Below are 15,559 nucleotides of genomic sequence, written 5' to 3' on the forward strand. Positions count from 1 at the left end.
TCGGCCATCGGCGCAGGCGCCACTTCGCGCGCGGCGAAGTCGGGGCCGAGATTGGCGTGAGGCGGCATGCTCGCGCTTCGCGTTCAGCCGGCCGGCTCAGCGCGATACGGCAACCTTCCGTGTCTGCCGGCCGCCATATTCCAGCGCCGCCGCGAAGGTTGCGAAGATCGAGGCGACAAACGCTATGACAAGGACGGTGGTGACGGGCATCGCGCTCTCCATTGACGAGGAGAGATTTGCTCCGCGCGTCCCGACCGGCATTGATCTCGGTCAAATCGCGTCCGGGGCGGAGCTCGATGAGCAAGGCGCGCTCGCGGCTTCCCGGTCGAGCCAGGCGAGCAGCGCGTCGCCGATCGGTCCCATGTGGCGATAGGCCTGCAGCGCCGGCGGCATGGCGCGAAGCGCCTCCGCGAGCTCGGCCGCCTTGGCTGGGGAGGCGACTGCCTCCCGAAGCCGCCTCGCCCTGGTCCGTATCGTGAATAGAACCGCGTCGCTCTCCGGCAGGCGTTGCAGGACCTGCCGCTCGGTCCTCAGCCAGAGAGTATCACCCGCGTTCTCGGGCGTGAGATCCGGGGGGGCTGGGTTTCGTCCGAACTGGAAGAGGGCGGGGCTGTCATGGATCAGCCAGTTGAGCCTTCCGACGACCTGTCCCGGAGCGAGGCGGGCAAAGAAGCGGTCGACAGGCGAGCCCAAAGCCTCCCTGAAACCCGGGACGGGGCCGTGGATCTCGTCGAGCACGCGGCCGAGCTTGTCGGAAAGGCTCCAGTTCGACGGAAAGCAGACGCAGCCAGCCGTCAGACGGTAGGCGCGCTCGCCTGGTTCGAGGACACAGAAATCCTCCTGGACGAGCCGGCCCGCGATCTCGAGGGGGTGGAGGCCTGGCTCGTCAACGCCACCCTCAGGCCCGGACTGAAGCAGGCCTGGATGGAAACGGGACAGGTTGTCACGGAGAAGCGCGAGCGTTTCGCGGCACGCCGCCTCCGAACCCGGCAGGGAAGCCAGGACCTCTCGACGTCGCTCGTCGAGCAGGCGTCGCTTCTCGGCCATTTGAAAGCGGCGGTCTTCGCCGACATCGATCCACTCCGCTGGACCGAGTGGGCTGAGACCCATCCGCATCGTTCCGCGTGCGAAGGGGATGTCACCGGGAGCCGGCACAGCATGGGTCTTGAGCATCCGGAGACAATCGGGATGGTGCGCCGGTGGTCAAGCCGCAAGTCGGATCTTGCGGCGCGCCTTCCAAACGCCACATGGGGCGTGCTAGAGGCTCCGCGAATGCGCGCCGGCTCGCGCCCCAGGTTCCCATGCAAACCGTCCTGATCGTCATCCACCTGCTCATCGTGCTCGCCCTGATCGGCGTCGTGCTCCTGCAGCGCTCCGAAGGCGGTCTCGGCCTCGGCGGCGGCTCCAGCTCGGCCGGTGGCTTCATGACCGGCCGCGGCCAGGCGAATGCGCTCAGCCGCGCGACCGCGATTCTGGCCACGCTCTTCTTCATGACGAGCCTCGGCCTCGGCATCCTGGCCCATCGTGGCTCGGCCCCGCGCTCGATCTTCGATCAGAACGGCCCGGTCTCCGGCGCGCCGGCAGAGAATCAGCCGGCCGGCAGCCAGGGTGGTGGCGTTCTCGACCAGCTGCAGCGCATGCAGCAGCCGGCAACCCCAGTTACGCCGACCGCCCCGGCGGCTCCCGCGCAGCCCCAGGTACCTCAGTCCCGCTAGGCGGACCGACTGCAGCCTCGCCGCCCGCGCGTTTGGCACGGGCGATCCCTCTTTCATTGTTGATCTCTGGGCCCGTTGCGGGCCCGGGCCTGTTCAAGGCCGTTCAGAGCGCTTAAGGGTGGCCTCCCATGACGCGGTATGTCTTCATCACCGGCGGCGTGGTCTCCTCACTTGGTAAGGGTCTCGCCTCCGCCGCTTTAGCGGCTCTCCTGCAGGCGCGAGGCTTCAAGGTCAGGCTTCGCAAGCTCGATCCGTATCTCAACGTCGATCCGGGCACGATGAGCCCCTACCAGCACGGCGAGGTCTTCGTGACCGACGACGGCGCTGAGACCGATCTCGACCTGGGGCATTACGAGCGCTTCACTGGCCGCCCGTGCACCCGCGACGACAACATCACGACGGGTCGCATCTACCAGGACATCATCACCAAGGAGCGCCGGGGCGACTATCTCGGCGCAACCGTCCAGGTGATCCCGCACGTCACGAACGCCATCAAGGAGTTCGTCCTGTCGGGGAACGACGAGTACGACTTCGTCCTCGTCGAGATCGGCGGCACGGTCGGCGACATCGAGGGCTTGCCCTTCTTCGAGGCCATCAGGCAGCTCGGCCAGGAGCTCGATCGGGGCCAGGCCCTCTACCTGCACCTGACTCTGCTTCCCTACATCCCGTCTGCGGGTGAGCTGAAGACCAAGCCGACGCAGCACTCGGTGGCCGAGCTCCGGTCGATCGGCATCCAGCCCGACATCCTGCTGTGCCGCTGCGACAGGGAGATCCCGCGCGAGGAACGCCGCAAGCTCGGGCTCTTCTGCAACGTCCGCGAGAGCGCCGTCATCGAGGCCCGCGACGTCGCGTCCATCTACGACGTGCCGCTCGCCTACCATGCGGCCGGACTCGACGACGAGGTCCTCCGCATCTTCGGCGTGCGCGTCTCGCGGGAGCCGAAGCTCGCTCCCTGGGCCGCCATCGCGAACACCGTGAAGAACCCCGAAGGCGAGGTCACGATCGCGGTCGTCGGCAAGTACACGGGGCTCAAAGACGCCTACAAATCGCTGATCGAGGCGCTGAACCATGGCGCGATCGCCAATCGCGTGAAGGTCAATCTCGACTGGATCGAGAGCGAGATCTTCGAGCGCGAGGATCCTGCGCCCTTCCTGGAAGGGGTCGGGGGCATCCTCGTGCCCGGCGGCTTCGGTGCGCGCGGAAGCGAAGGCAAGATCCGCGCGGCGCGCTTCGCCCGCGAGCGGAAGGTACCGTATTTCGGCATCTGCTTCGGCATGCAGATGGCGGTGGTCGAGGCGACGCGTTCGCTGGCCGGCGTGCCCGAGGCCAGCTCAACCGAGTTCGGCCCCACCTCCGAGCCGGTCGTCGGCCTGCTGACGGAATGGCTGCGCGGGAACGAGCTCGAGAAGCGGCAGGCGAACGGCGATCTCGGCGGCTCGATGCGCCTTGGCGCCTATACGGCGCGCCTGCGGCAGGGGAGCAAGGTCGCGGAGATCTATGGCTCCACGGAGATCTCCGAGCGTCATCGCCACCGCTACGAAGTCAACATGGAATACCGCGACCGCCTGGAGGACAAGGGCCTCATCTTCTCCGGCCTGTCCCCGGACGGGCTCCTGCCGGAGATCGTCGAGTACGCGAACCATCCGTGGTTCATCGGCGTGCAGTTCCATCCCGAACTGAAATCCCGCCCGCTCGAGCCCCACCCGCTCTTCACGAGCTTCATCGGAGCGGCGCTGGAGAAGTCGCGACTGGTGTAGCGGCGCCATACCGCCGACCGTTCAAACCGGCTAAGCTTGGCCGGTTGGGGCGGAGTGGAATTGTGAGCGCGACGGTTGCCGGATTGCAGAGCTTTCTCGCCTATTTCGGCACCGCGCTCGGGCTCGTCGCGCTGTATTTCGTCATCTACACGGTGGCGACCGCGCATAACGAATTTGCGCTCATCCGGCAGAACGTCGTCTCCGCCGCGCTCGCGCTCGGCCTCTCGCTGATCGGCTTCGCGCTGCCGCTCTCCAGCGCCATCACCCGCGCCCAATCGGTTCTGGACTGTTTCGTCTGGGGGATCGTGGCGATCGCCGTGCAGGTCCTGGTCTATTGGCTTGTGCGCCTGGCGGTTCCGCGGCTCTCCGAGCGGATCGCCGCGGGCGAACTCTCCGCCGCCCTCTTTCTTGGAGCGGCCTCGCTCGCCGCCGGGGTCATCAACGCCGCCGCTATGGTCTGAGCCGGATCAGCGCCGGCTGCGGGGCGATCGAGATCGCCTCCGGCCCAGCAGGTCGGGCGGGTTCGTCTCCACGGCTGCCGGCCGTCACGACGAGGTGGCGCGCGTTCAGGCCCCAGACGAGCCCGGTGAACAGCCACAGGTGCCGCCAGCGCTCCGCCTCGTGCAGGAAGGCGCAGCAGATGACGGCCGCCCAGGCGACGCTGACGGCGAGCAGGGCCTCGTTTCCGGTCTGGCGGAAGTTCCAGGCCGAGATCGACACGCTGAACATCAGCAGCAGCGTGAAGGCGATCCCCGACAGCCAGCCGTAATTCAGGAACGAGCTGACCCAGATGTTGTGGATGGGCTCCTCGAAGAACCTGTCCCATTCGAGAAGGCCCATCCCCAACGGGTTGTCCAGGATGAAGGGGATGCTGAGGGCGTAGCGGTTGTAGCGGCCGCCGTGGCCGAGGTCATAGTCCTTGGCGATGGTGGAGCGCTCGGCGAGCCGCTCGCCGAGGCCGTCGACGAAGAGCACGCTCAGGAGGACGAGCACCAGGAGCGCGGCGATGCCGAAGCCGGCATAGAGCGAGGCGCGCGCCACGTTCCGGCGGTTCAGGAAGGCGTAGTAGATCAGGCCCCAGAGGAGGCCGGACACGATCGCGGCCCGGGAGAAGGAGACGAGCAGGCCGAAGACGATCCAGGCCAGCGCCGGCCCATAGATGGCCCGCCGCTCCCCGCGGGACAGCATGTACATGCAGGCGAGCGCCCCCGGCAGGAGGAACGCGCCGTACATGTTGGGATCATCCAGGAAGCCCTTAGCCCGACCGTCCCACATCAGCTCCTCGATGCCGAGAACGTAGCCGGCTATCCCGAGCGTCGCGGCGGCGGAGGTCGCCAGGACATAGACCTGGAGGAAGCGCCGTAGGTCGGCCGCATCCCAGTGCGCAGCGACGAGGCAGGAGCAGACGCCGATCGAGACCGCGAAGCTGATCTTCAGGAGGTAGTAGCTGACCTCCGGATTCGAGACGAGCGAGACCGACGAGACGAACAGACCGAACACCCAGACCGCGATCAGGGTGAGGAAGATGAACATGTTCCGCGTCACGATCTGGCGCGAACTCACAGAGAGGGCGAGCGCGATGACGAAGAGAACGTCGACCGGGGAGGGGCGAAACAGCGTGAAGTTGATGGCCACGATGGCCAGGAGATAGCAGCCATTCGCGAGCCGCCGGCCGAGCGGATCCTGGCCGGCGCGCTGCTTGGCGAAAGAGCCTGGGCCGGCCACTGGTGCGGCCGTGCCTATCCATCCCTGCTCTGTCCCGCTCGTCATGCCGAAGGAGCTCGCTTGCTTGGCAGCATAGGGACCGCGCTGGATCAACCCCTAGTAGCACTCTTCCAGGCTTAGCATGGGTGGGTCGTTCGGTCCTGGCTTGCCCGAAAGTACGGTGAAGATGGAATCGCGAAGTTGCCCGAAAAACTCGCGTATCGACGATTTGTGAACGCCACCGGTAGCCCGAGACCTTCGTCCGGGTTGCCAAGTTCCGGTTTCAGTCTAGAGCGTCATCCATGACGACCCAATTGCGGCCGTACTACCCGTGACGGTCAGTAGAAGACTGCTCGAGGCGATCCTGGACGGGATCGACGAGTGCTTCTACGCCACTGATCCCGATTGGCGGATCAGCGTCTTCAACCGCGGTGCGGAGAAGCATTTCGGGCTCTCCCGCGAGAGCGCGATCGGGCGCAGCCTCTGGGAGGTGCTGCGCATCGGCCCCGACCACGAGGCGTGGCAACGCTTCCACCATGTGATGGAGACGCGCGAGCCCCTGATCGTCGAGGCCGAATCCATCATCAGGCCCGGCCGCCTGATCGAGGGCCGCATGTTCTCCCTCCCGGAGGGGGTAGGGGTCGCGGTGCGGGATGTGACGGACCGCCGACGGGCCGAGACGGAGTTGCGGCGGCGCGAGGCGGAACTCGCCCATGTCCAGCGCATCGCCGGGGTGGGGGGCCTGGAGGTCGACCTGCGCCACGGCTTCAGCAATCGCCGCTCGCCTGAATATCTGCGCCTGCACGGCCTTCCGCCCGAATCCGCCAACGAGAGCCACGAAGCCTGGGTGGAGCGCATCCATCCGGAGGACCGGCAGCGGACGGAGGCGGAGTTTCGCGGCGCCGTGGACGGCGATGCCCTGCGCTATGCGTCCGAATACCGGATCATTCGGCCGGACGATGGGCAGGTTCGGTGGATCGCCGCCGCGGCGGAGATCGAGCGCGATCGGAACGGGCGGGCGATCCGCCTCGTGGGCGCTCATCGCGACGTTACCGATCGTGTCGTGGCCCAGGAGCGGCAGCGTCTCCTCATCAACGAACTCAATCACCGTGTGAAGAACACGCTCGCCACGGTTCAGTCGATCGCGAGCCAGTCCTTCCGCCACGCGCGGACGACGGACGAGGCGCTTGCCGCGTTCGAGGAGCGACTGATGGCGCTCTCGCGGGCCCACAACGTCCTCACCCGCGAGCGCTGGGCAGGCGCGAATCTGCACGAGATCGTGGCTGGCGCTGCCGAGCCCTACCAGGGCCCGGGAGGCCGGCTGCGGACCCGAGGCGACAACATCAGGCTCAGCCCGCAGACGGCGCTCGCACTCGCCATGGCGCTCCAGGAGCTTGCCACGAATGCGGTCAAGTACGGCGCGCTCTCCACGCCATCTGGATGGGTGGAGATCGAGTGGGCGATCACGTCCGGCGAGCCGGACATCCTTCATCTGACCTGGCTCGAACGGGGTGGGCCGCCCGTCAAGCCTCCGGAGCGACGAGGGTTCGGATCGCGCCTGATCGAGCGCAGCGTCGCCATCGACCTCAACGGCGCAGTGAGCCTCGCTTTCGATCCTGAGGGCGTGGTCTGCACCTTGGAGGCAAGGCTTCCGGGCGCTACCGACGGCGCCGTGTTCTCCGGGGACCTCTAGCCGAACTCGGCCCTGATCGCGGCACTATGCTCGCCGATCTCCGGCACGCGCCCGAGCCGGCGCCCCTCGCCATCGATCAGAGCAGGCGGCGCGATGATCGAGGCCGGGCCGACCGAGGTGGCAACCTCGGCGCGGCGGAGCGCCGGGTGATGCACGAGGTCTGCCACCTCGTTCACGAACCCGAAGGCCGTGCGGGCGGCCGTGAGGCGGCGGGCTGCGTCGGCCTTGGTCATCTGACGGAAGGCGGTCGCCACGACGGAATCCACATCCGCGCGGTTCGCGACTCGCGCATTGTTGCTGTCGAAGCCGGGCCGGGTTGGCAGTTCGGCGGCGCCGAGCACCTCGGCGCAGAACGTCTTCCACTCCCGCTCGTTCTGGATGGAGATCAGGACGAGGCTCCCGTCGGCAGTCTCGAACGCGCCATAGGGGCAGATGGAGGGATGCGCGAGGCCGACGCGCTTCGGCGCCTGCCCCGTCCCTTCGAAATAGAGGAGCGGGACGTTCATCCAGTCGGCCATCCCGTCGAAAAGGCTGACCTCAAGCTTCGCGCCCTGGCCCGTGCGACCGCGGCCGATGAGAGCCTCGAGAATCGCCGAATGGGCCGCCATCCCGCAGGCGATGTCGCAGACGGAAACACCGACCCGGCCCGGTCCTGCCGGATGGCCGGTGATCGCTGCAAGCCCGCTCTCGGCCTGGACCAGGAGGTCGTAGGCCTTCATGTCCGAGTAGCCATGGCCCGAGCCGTAGCCTGAGATGTCGACCGTGATCAGCCGCGGGTAGCGGGCGCGCAGTTCGTCCGATCCGAACCCGGCACGCGCGGCGGCGCCCGGGGCGAGGTTCTGGATGAAGACGTCCGCCTGCCCGAGCACCCGATGCAGGAGGGCGGCATCGGCCGGATCCTTGATGTCGGCGACGAGGCTTTCCTTGCCCCGATTCAGCCAGACGAAATAGCTCGCCAGCCCATTCACGGCCTTGTCGTAGCCGCGGGCGAAATCGCCTTCGGGACGCTCGATCTTGATGACCCGGGCCCCTGCATCGGCGAGGCGGGACGAGCAGTACGGCGCGGCGACCGCCTGCTCCAACGTGACGACAAGGAGGCCTTCGAGCGGCAGGTGGCTTGCGGGTTCTGCCATCGTCCTCAACCTGCCGCTGTGGCTTCCATGCAGGCCCGGCCCTCCGCGTTCTCCGTCCAGCATCGGATGGTCCCGTCAGACTGGCGCCGCCCAAGCACTCGGAAGGTCGTCGGGGCGAACATCGGCGAGAGGCCGCGATAATCGAAGACGCGCGGCGTCGCTCCGCCGAGCACGGCCGCCAGGTTGAAGAGCAGCGTCGCCTGGAGCGGCCCGTGCACCACGAGCCCCGGATAGCCCTCGACCTTCGTCACGTATGGCTCGTCGTAATGGATACGATGACCGTTGAAGGTCATGGCCGAGTAGCGAAACAGCAGCGTGGGCGTCGCTTGAACCTCCCAGGCGAGGTCGTGCTCGGCCGGCTCGTGGGCCGCTGTCGAAGAACCCGCGGGACCGGCACCACTCGCAGGAGCAGCGTCGCGGTAGACGATATCGTGCCGTTCGCTGATCGCCGTTCCGGATGCGCCGGCGTAATCGTGCCGGACGGCCACGAAGCACAGCGACCCGGAGCGGCCCTCCTTCAGGGTAACGTCCTGGATCGTGGAATTCCGGCGAACCGTCTCCCCGACCTTGAGCGCACCGGACGTCTCGATCCTGCCCCCGGCCCACATCCGGCGGGGCAGTGGGACGGGCGGCAGGAAGCCGCCGCGTGCCGGGTGGCCGTCAGGCCCAAGCTGCTCCTGCGGGGCGATGGGCGGCGTCAGGCACCAATGCAGGGCGAGCGGCGCGTCGCCGCTCGCCACCGGCGCGAGATGGGGGGCGACCGTCGCCCGATACTCCGCCGCAAGCCGCGGCGTAATCACGTCCTCGGCCGCCTCGCTGCGGCCGATCCAGGAGCGGAGGTGGTCGATATCGATCGCCATGGCGACCCCGTCTCAGTAGGAGCGCGGCAGCCCGAGCACGTGCTCGGCGAGATAGGCCAGGATGAGGTTCGTCGAGATCGGCGCCACCTGGTAGAGGCGGGTCTCCCGGAACTTGCGCTCGACGTCATATTCCTCGGCGAAGCCGAAGCCGCCATGCGTCTGGATCGCGGCGTTCGCGGCCTCGAAGGAGGCGTCTGCGGCGAGCATCTTGGCCATGTTCGCCTCCGCACCCGGGTTCTGCCCGGCCTCGTAGAGGCGGAGCGCCTCGCGCACCATCAGCTCGGCCGCCCGCATATTCGCGTAGGCCTTCGCGATCGGGAATTGGATGCCCTGGTTCTGACCGATGGGGCGGCCGAAGACGGAGCGCTCGCGCGCATAGCCGACCGCCTTCTCGATGAACCATTTCGCATCGCCGACGCATTCGGCCGCGATGAGAATGCGCTCGGCGTTCATGCCGGACAGGATGTAGCGGAAGCCGCTGCCTTCCTCGCCGATCAGGTTCTCGGCCGGGACGCGCAGGTCGTCGAAGAAGACCTCCGTGGTGGCGTGGTTCATCATGGTCCGGATCGGCCGGATCGTGAGGCCGTTGCCGCGCGCTTCGCGCATGTCGACGAGGAGGACGGAAAGGCCGTCCGTCCGCTTCGCCACCTGGTCGAGCGGGGTGGTGCGGGCGAGGAGCAGCATGAGGTCGGAATGCTCCGCCCGGCTCGTCCAGATCTTCTGCCCGTTGACGACGTAGTGATCGCCCTCACGGCGCGCGACCGTCTTCAGCGAGGAGGTGTCGGTCCCGCTCGTCGGCTCGGTAACCCCGAAAGCCTGGAGCCGAAGCCGGCCGGCCGCGATCTCGGGCAGGTACTTCCGCTTCTGCTCGTCTGAGCCGTGCCGCAGCACGGTGCCCATCGTGTACATCTGCGCATGGCAGGCCCCGCCGTTGCACCCGGCGCGCTGCACCTCCTCGAGAATCGCGGCGGCAGCCGAGAGCGGCAGGCCGGAGCCGCCGTATTCCTCTGGGATCAGCACGGCGAGGTAGCCGTCCTGCGTCAGCGCATCGACGAACTCCGCCGGGTAGGCCATCTCGCGGTCCAGCGCCCGCCAGTACTCGCCGGGGAAGCGCTCGCACAACTTCCTCACCGCCTCGCGGATCTCGGGGTAGTTTCCGTCCTCGTTGTGCATCCTGGTCTCGGCTTATCCGGTCCTGCGGCCGAACGTGGCCGCAAGACGCTTGCGCTGCACTTTGCCGTTCGGCGTCCGGGGCAGGGCGTCGACCAGCACGTATTCTCGGGGCTGCTTGTAGGCCGCGAGACGGCCGGCGCAATGGGCAGCGAGTTCGGATGTGTCCGGGATCATGCCTGGCTCGGGCACGACAAACGCCGCGATCACCCGGATGTCATCGCGCACGGCGAGCTCCGCCACCGCAACATCGTGAACGGCAGGGTGGTCGAGAAGCACGTTCTCCACCTCCTTCGGCGAAACGCGGTAGCCGAACGCGTTCATCACGTCGTCCGCGCGGCCGTGGAACCAGAGGTATCCGTCCTCGTCCAACTCGGCGAGGTCGCCACCAGCGAACCACTCGCCCCGGAAGACCGCCTCCTCCTCGTCCGGCCGGTTCCAATAGCCCAGCATCAGTCCTGGATCGGAGCGATGGATCGCAAGGAGCCCGGTCTCGCCGGGTGGAAGCGGCACGGGGTCTCCATCAACGGGCAGGATCGCGACCCGGCGCCCGGGCTGGGGCTTGCCCGGCGAGCCCGGTCTCACCGGGACGGAGGGGGCGCTCGACACATAGGTCGAGATCTCGCTCATCCCCAGCGCCTCGTAGAGCAGGGTCCCGGTCGCCTCCCGCCATTCGTCCAGCAGTGCCGGTGGGAGCGCCTCGCCGGCCGTGACGCCGTGCCGAAGGCTCGACAGATCGTGCCGCCCCGGCTCGGCATATTTCAGCATCTGCCGGAACACGCTCGGCACTGCCGCGAAGAGTGTGGCGCGCTCCTGCTCGATGAGGCGCGGCCAGACGGAGGGATCCCGCGGGCCGTTGTAGAGGACGGTCGTCGCGCCCCGCGCCCAGGGATCCATGATCCCCACCCCGAGCGTGTAGGTCCAGTTCATCGTCCCGGCGTGGAGGACGATGTCGCCCTCCGTGAGCCCCAGCCAATGGTCATGCATCGGCCGGCGGCCCCAGATCGCCCGGTGCGCGTGCAGCACGCCCTTGGGCCGGCTCGTCGTGCCGGAGGTGTAGATGAGGTAGGCGGGATCGTCCGCAGTGGTATCGGCATAGGCCGGCAGCGGGTCCCTCTCCAGCATCCGCGAGATGTCGTCGGGCCCGAGCACGAGGCGTCCGGTGGCGTCCTCCAGATCGAGGCTCTGCCCCGCGCCGAGCACGATCGCGGCAGCGCCGGAATCCGCCATCAGGAACGATGCCTCCGCCGGGGTGAGCTGGGGCGAGGACGGCATGGCGATGAGGCCGGCCGCCAGCGCGGCAAAATAGACGAGGAGATAGGCAGGCTCGTTCCCCATCCGGATCATGACCCGGGAGCGGGGCGGGAGGCCGAGGCCCTGGAATCCCGCCGCGAGCGCCCGGACGGCGTGGTCGATCTCGGCGAAGCTGTGCCGCACCACCTCGTTTCCCGCTCCGACCATGATCAGGGCCGTCTTCTCCCCCCGCAGGGCTGCGTTCCCGGCGAGCAGGTAGTGCGCGGCGTTGAAGCGCTCGGGGACGGGATCACGATCGGCGGCTTGGTGCACGTTTCGGCTCGCGGTTCTCGAAGCCCGGTACCATCCGGCTGCGGATCAGGATACGCCTGCGATCAGAGGCCGAAGGGATCCGTTTATCCCCGGATCCCGCGATCCTCAGATCCTGGAATCCGCTGATCCTGTGACATGAGCCGGCCTTGTGCTCCGGGGCGGATTCCTTCAGGAGGGCGAAGTGGCGGGCCTGCGTCGGCGGGCCGCAAACCCTATCTTAGCCTCATGATCAATCTCAGCTTCCCCGACGGCGCCCGCCGTGAGTTCCCGGACGGCGCCACGGGCGCCGACGTTGCCGGCGCGATCTCGAAGTCGCTCGCCAAGCGCGCCTATGCCGTGAAGGTGGACGGGACCGTGCGCGACCTCTCCGCGCCTGTGCCGGACGGCGCGACGATCGAGATCCTGACCCGCGATGCGCCGGAATCGCTAGAGCTGATCCGGCACGATGCCGCGCACGTCATGGCGGAGGCCGTCCAGGAGCTCTACCCCGGGACCCAGGTCACGATCGGCCCGGTGATCGAGAACGGGTTCTATTACGACTTCGCCCGCGAGGAGCCCTTCCACCCGGAGGATCTCGAGCGGATCGAGGCCAAGATGCGGGAGATCGTCGCCCGCAACGAGCCGATCACCTGCGAGGTCTGGTCGCGCGAGGACGCGAAGGCGTTTTTCGCCGAGCGTGGCGAGACTTACAAGCTCGAGCTGATCGACGCCATCAAGTCCGACGAGCCGCTCAAGATCTACAAGCAGGGCAAGTGGCTCGATCTCTGTCGCGGCCCCCACGGTGCTTCCACCGGCGGCATAGGAAACGGCTTCAAGCTCCTGAAATTGGCGGGCGCCTACTGGCGCGGCGACTCGAACAACCCGATGCTCCAGCGCATCTACGGGACGGCCTGGGCGAGCGAGAGCGACCTGAAGGCCTACCTGACGCAGCTCGAGGAAGCGGAGCGGCGGGACCATCGCCGCCTCGGCCGGGAGATGGACCTCTTCCACTTCCAGGAGGAGGGGCCCGGCGTCGTGTTCTGGCACCCGAAGGGCTGGACGCTGTTCCAGAACCTCGTCTCCTACATGCGGCGGCGGCTGGGCAGGCTCGGCTACCAGGAGGTGAACGCGCCCCAGCTTCTCGACACCTCGCTTTGGGAGACTTCGGGCCATTGGGGTTGGTACCGGGACGCCATGTTCCAGGCGACCTCGGCCGGCCCGGAGATCGAGGACAAGCGCGTCTTCGCCCTGAAGCCGATGAACTGCCCGGGCCACGTGCAGATCTTCAAGCAAGGCGTCAAATCATACCGCGATCTGCCTGTCAGGTATGCGGAATTCGGCGCAGTGCATCGGTACGAGCCTTCCGGCGCGCTCCATGGCCTGATGCGCGTGCGCGGGTTCACGCAGGATGATGCGCACATCTTCTGCACCGACGCGCAGATGGCCGACGAGTGCCTGAAGATCAACGACCTGATCCTCTCGACCTATGCGGATTTCGGGTTCGAGGAGATCGTCGTGAAGCTCTCCACCCGGCCCGAGAAGCGGGTCGGGTCCGACGAACTGTGGGACCGCGCCGAGGCCGTGATGACGGAGGTGCTGGAGCGCATCAAGCGCGAATCCGGCGGGCGGGTGAAGACCGAGATCAACCCGGGCGAGGGCGCCTTCTACGGTCCCAAGTTCGAATACGTTCTGCGCGACGCGATCGGCCGCGACTGGCAATGCGGGACGACGCAGGTGGACTTCAACCTGCCGGAGCGGTTCGGGGCCTCGTACATTTCTCCCGAGGGCGACAAGACCCGTCCGGTGATGATCCACCGCGCGATTTGCGGCTCGATGGAACGCTTCACGGGCATCCTCATCGAGCATTTCGCGGGGCATTTCCCGCTCTGGCTGGCGCCGCTCCAGATCGTCGTTGCCACTATCACCTCCGATGCGGACGAGTACGCCGCCGAGGTGGTCGAGGCCGCCCGCAAGCTCGGCCTGCGGGCCGAGGCGGATACCCGCAACGAGAAGATCAACTACAAGGTCCGCGAGCACTCGCTGTCCAAGGTTCCTGTGATCCTGGTGCTGGGCAAGCGGGAGGTGGAGGAGCGTCGCGTCTCGATCCGCCGCCTTGGATCCAAGGATCAAAGTGGGGCGGGGCTCGACGAGGCTCTGGCGGCGCTCGCGGCCGAGGCGACGCCCCCCGACCTGCGCTGAGGGCGGCTCAGCGGCGCTTGCCCTTGAAGCACCACCAGAGGGCGGCCGAGGAAAGGAACACCGCTCCGGCGAGCGCGGTCGCGACCTGCATGGCGACCGTCGGGCCGAAGCGGTCGATCATCCAGGCGAAGACGGCCGGCGACAGCGCCGAGAGATAGAAGCTCGGCGCGAGCAGGCGGCCGGAGATCGTGCCGTAGCTCGCAGGGTCGAAGAGCACGAGCGGCTGCGTTCCCCGCGTGATCGTCACGAGCCCGAACCCCGCGCCGTAGAGGAACGCGAAGGCCAGTCCTGCCGCGGGCGAGGCGCCGGCGAACAGTCCCGACAGGAAGCCGAGTGGGATGATCCCCGTCGCCAGGACGCCGAGCGCTAGGGGCGTCAGCCGGGAACCCGTCAGGATCTCGCAGAGCCGTGCGAGGGACTGGCCGATGCCGCGCAGGCTCGAAGCCCACACGGCGAGCGCGAAGCCCATGCCGAGCCCATTCAGCAGCGCGATCATGTGCGCGGACAGGGCCGCGTTGAGGGTCGCGGCGAGCGTCGTCGAGAGGGCGAAAAGGCCGGCGGCAACAGCCTTCTCCCGCGGCGTGGTCGCGAGCGGTCGCGGCCCGGACCGGGTCGCTCCCGGCTCGGGAGGGGGGAACCGGCCCTTCGGAATGCCGAGATGCAGCGGCACCGTCGCAAGCGCGATCCCGGCATAGCAGACCACGGCGATGCGCCAGCCAAACGCGTCCGCGAGCGCGGCGCCAACCGGCCAGAGCGCCGTCGAGGCGAGGCCGCCCAGAAGGGTGATCTGGGAGATCGGCTTGCGTGCCTGCGGGCCGGCGATGCGGACCAGCGTGGCGAAAGCGGCGTCGTAGAGCGACATGCGCATCGCGACGCCGAGCAGGATCCACGCGGCGTAGAATGTCGGGAGGTTCGTGGCCGCCGCGAGCAGGAGGCATCCGGCCGCCATCAGCAGGGAGCCTACCGTCATGATCCTGCGGCCGCCATTGCGATCGACCGCGCGCCCCACCACTGACGAGGTGATGCCCATCGTGATCAGGGCCGCGGAGAAGCCGCCATAGACGGCGGCGCCGGGCCATCCCGTCTCCTGCCCGATCCGCTCGCCGAATATGGCGATCAGGTAGTAGGAGATTCCCCAGCAGAGCAGCTGCGAGAAGCCCAGCCGCCAGACGAGCCCGCGGGTCACCATCACGCCGGTTGGCCGAGTTCGCTTGGCATTTGGTCGCCGGTTCCCAGAGATCGCTGCATGAGGACGGTGTCGAGCCAGCGGCCATGCTTCCACCCGACCGAACGCAGCACGCCCGTATGGCTGAACCCGGCGACCTCGTGCAGGCGGATGGAGGCGAGGTTCGCTGAATCGCCGATCACGGCGATCATCTGCCGGAATCCGCGGGCGGCGGACTCGTCGATCAGTCGGGAGAGAAGATTACGGGCGATGCCGGTCCGACGCGCGCTTTCCGCGACGTAGACCGAGTTCTCGACGGTGCTCCGATAGGCCAGCCTCGCCCGGTAGGGGCCGGCATAGGCGTACCCGGCCACCCGGTCGCCGAGCTCGGCCACGAGATAGGGATGACCTGCCTCGTCCAGGGCCGCGCGGCGCCGCGCCATCTCCGCCTCGTCCGGCGGATCGATCTCGAACGAAGCCGTCCCGTGCAGAACCGCCTGACGGTAGATCGCCGTGATCTCGGGAATGTCACGGATCTCGCAGGCGCGAAGCAGCAAGGCGGGGCTCCTCCAGTGTGGGCCCTGGCTTCTCGCTCCGTCGTCACGCAAAGTGAAGCTT

Annotated in this window: 13 protein-coding genes; 5 read left to right on the forward strand and 8 right to left on the reverse strand. The window is 67.8% G+C overall.

The window, feature by feature from the left end; all coding sequences use genetic code 11:
- Positions 1-270: 270 nt before the first annotated feature.
- Positions 271-1,110 (reverse strand): heme-dependent oxidative N-demethylase family protein, encoded by an 840-nt coding sequence (locus ACO2SS_RS01985; RefSeq protein WP_423275870.1) that lies wholly within the window; start codon positions 1,108-1,110, stop codon positions 271-273.
- A 191-nt stretch (positions 1,111-1,301) separates the two neighbouring features.
- Here ACO2SS_RS01985 and secG point away from each other — a divergent pair, with 191 nt between their 5' ends.
- The 3 genes from secG (at position 1,302) to ACO2SS_RS02000 (ending at position 3,933) form a co-directional block, all read left to right on the forward strand.
- Complete coding sequence (gene secG / locus ACO2SS_RS01990; RefSeq protein ID WP_423275871.1) at positions 1,302-1,715, forward strand: preprotein translocase subunit SecG; 414 nt, start codon at positions 1,302-1,304, stop codon at positions 1,713-1,715.
- A 128-nt stretch (positions 1,716-1,843) separates the two neighbouring features.
- Positions 1,844-3,472: a CTP synthase gene (locus ACO2SS_RS01995; RefSeq protein ID WP_423275872.1), complete on the forward strand. Its 1,629-nt coding sequence runs from the start codon at positions 1,844-1,846 to the stop codon at positions 3,470-3,472.
- Positions 3,473-3,531: 59 nt separating this feature from the next.
- Positions 3,532-3,933, forward strand: a complete 402-nt coding sequence (locus ACO2SS_RS02000; RefSeq protein ID WP_423276224.1) for a DUF350 domain-containing protein — start codon at positions 3,532-3,534, stop codon at positions 3,931-3,933.
- Here ACO2SS_RS02000 and ACO2SS_RS02005 read toward each other — a convergent pair.
- The gene (locus ACO2SS_RS02005; protein ID WP_423275873.1) at positions 3,923-5,242 is read right to left on the reverse strand and encodes an O-antigen ligase family protein; all 1,320 of its coding nucleotides are present in this window, start codon (positions 5,240-5,242) and stop codon (positions 3,923-3,925) included. The two genes, ACO2SS_RS02000 and ACO2SS_RS02005, sit on opposite strands and share 11 nt — an antisense overlap.
- Before the next feature lie 265 nt (positions 5,243-5,507).
- On the opposite strand from ACO2SS_RS02005, the gene ACO2SS_RS02010 reads away from it, so the two are divergent.
- Positions 5,508-6,869 carry a sensor histidine kinase gene (locus ACO2SS_RS02010; protein WP_423275874.1) on the forward strand — a complete coding sequence of 454 codons (1,362 nt, stop codon included), beginning with the start codon at positions 5,508-5,510 and terminating at the stop codon, positions 6,867-6,869.
- Here ACO2SS_RS02010 and ACO2SS_RS02015 read toward each other — a convergent pair.
- The 4 genes from ACO2SS_RS02015 to ACO2SS_RS02030 are packed head-to-tail and all read right to left on the reverse strand — an operon-like array spanning position 6,866 to position 11,598.
- Positions 6,866-8,002, reverse strand: a complete 1,137-nt coding sequence (locus ACO2SS_RS02015) for a CaiB/BaiF CoA transferase family protein (RefSeq protein ID WP_423275875.1) — start codon at positions 8,000-8,002, stop codon at positions 6,866-6,868. The genes ACO2SS_RS02010 and ACO2SS_RS02015 overlap by 4 nt on opposite strands.
- 5 nt (positions 8,003-8,007) lie before the next feature.
- Positions 8,008-8,862: an FAS1-like dehydratase domain-containing protein gene (locus ACO2SS_RS02020; protein WP_423275876.1), complete on the reverse strand. Its 855-nt coding sequence runs from the start codon at positions 8,860-8,862 to the stop codon at positions 8,008-8,010.
- Positions 8,863-8,874: 12 nt separating this feature from the next.
- Positions 8,875-10,035: an acyl-CoA dehydrogenase family protein gene (locus ACO2SS_RS02025; protein ID WP_423275877.1), complete on the reverse strand. Its 1,161-nt coding sequence runs from the start codon at positions 10,033-10,035 to the stop codon at positions 8,875-8,877.
- A gap of 12 nt (positions 10,036-10,047) precedes the next feature.
- Complete coding sequence (locus ACO2SS_RS02030; RefSeq protein ID WP_423275878.1) at positions 10,048-11,598, reverse strand: acyl-CoA synthetase; 1,551 nt, start codon at positions 11,596-11,598, stop codon at positions 10,048-10,050.
- 225 nt (positions 11,599-11,823) lie between these two features.
- Between ACO2SS_RS02030 and thrS the strand changes: the two genes are divergently transcribed.
- Complete coding sequence (gene thrS / locus ACO2SS_RS02035; protein ID WP_423275879.1) at positions 11,824-13,776, forward strand: threonine--tRNA ligase; 1,953 nt, start codon at positions 11,824-11,826, stop codon at positions 13,774-13,776.
- A 7-nt stretch (positions 13,777-13,783) separates the two neighbouring features.
- Here thrS and ACO2SS_RS02040 read toward each other — a convergent pair whose 3' ends face one another.
- Together ACO2SS_RS02040 and ACO2SS_RS02045 are read right to left on the reverse strand one after the other, a co-directional pair.
- A complete protein-coding gene (locus ACO2SS_RS02040; RefSeq protein WP_423276225.1) occupies positions 13,784-14,965 on the reverse strand; it encodes an MFS transporter in 1,182 nt (393 codons plus the stop codon).
- A complete protein-coding gene (locus ACO2SS_RS02045; protein WP_423275880.1) occupies positions 14,965-15,549 on the reverse strand; it encodes a GNAT family N-acetyltransferase in 585 nt (194 codons plus the stop codon). Before ACO2SS_RS02045 ends, ACO2SS_RS02040 begins: the two co-directional genes overlap by 1 nt.
- Between the last annotated feature and the right edge of the window lie 10 nt (positions 15,550-15,559).

The organism is Enterovirga sp. CN4-39, from assembly GCF_049446235.1.
In the GTDB taxonomy this organism is placed as follows: domain Bacteria; phylum Pseudomonadota; class Alphaproteobacteria; order Rhizobiales; family Beijerinckiaceae; genus Enterovirga.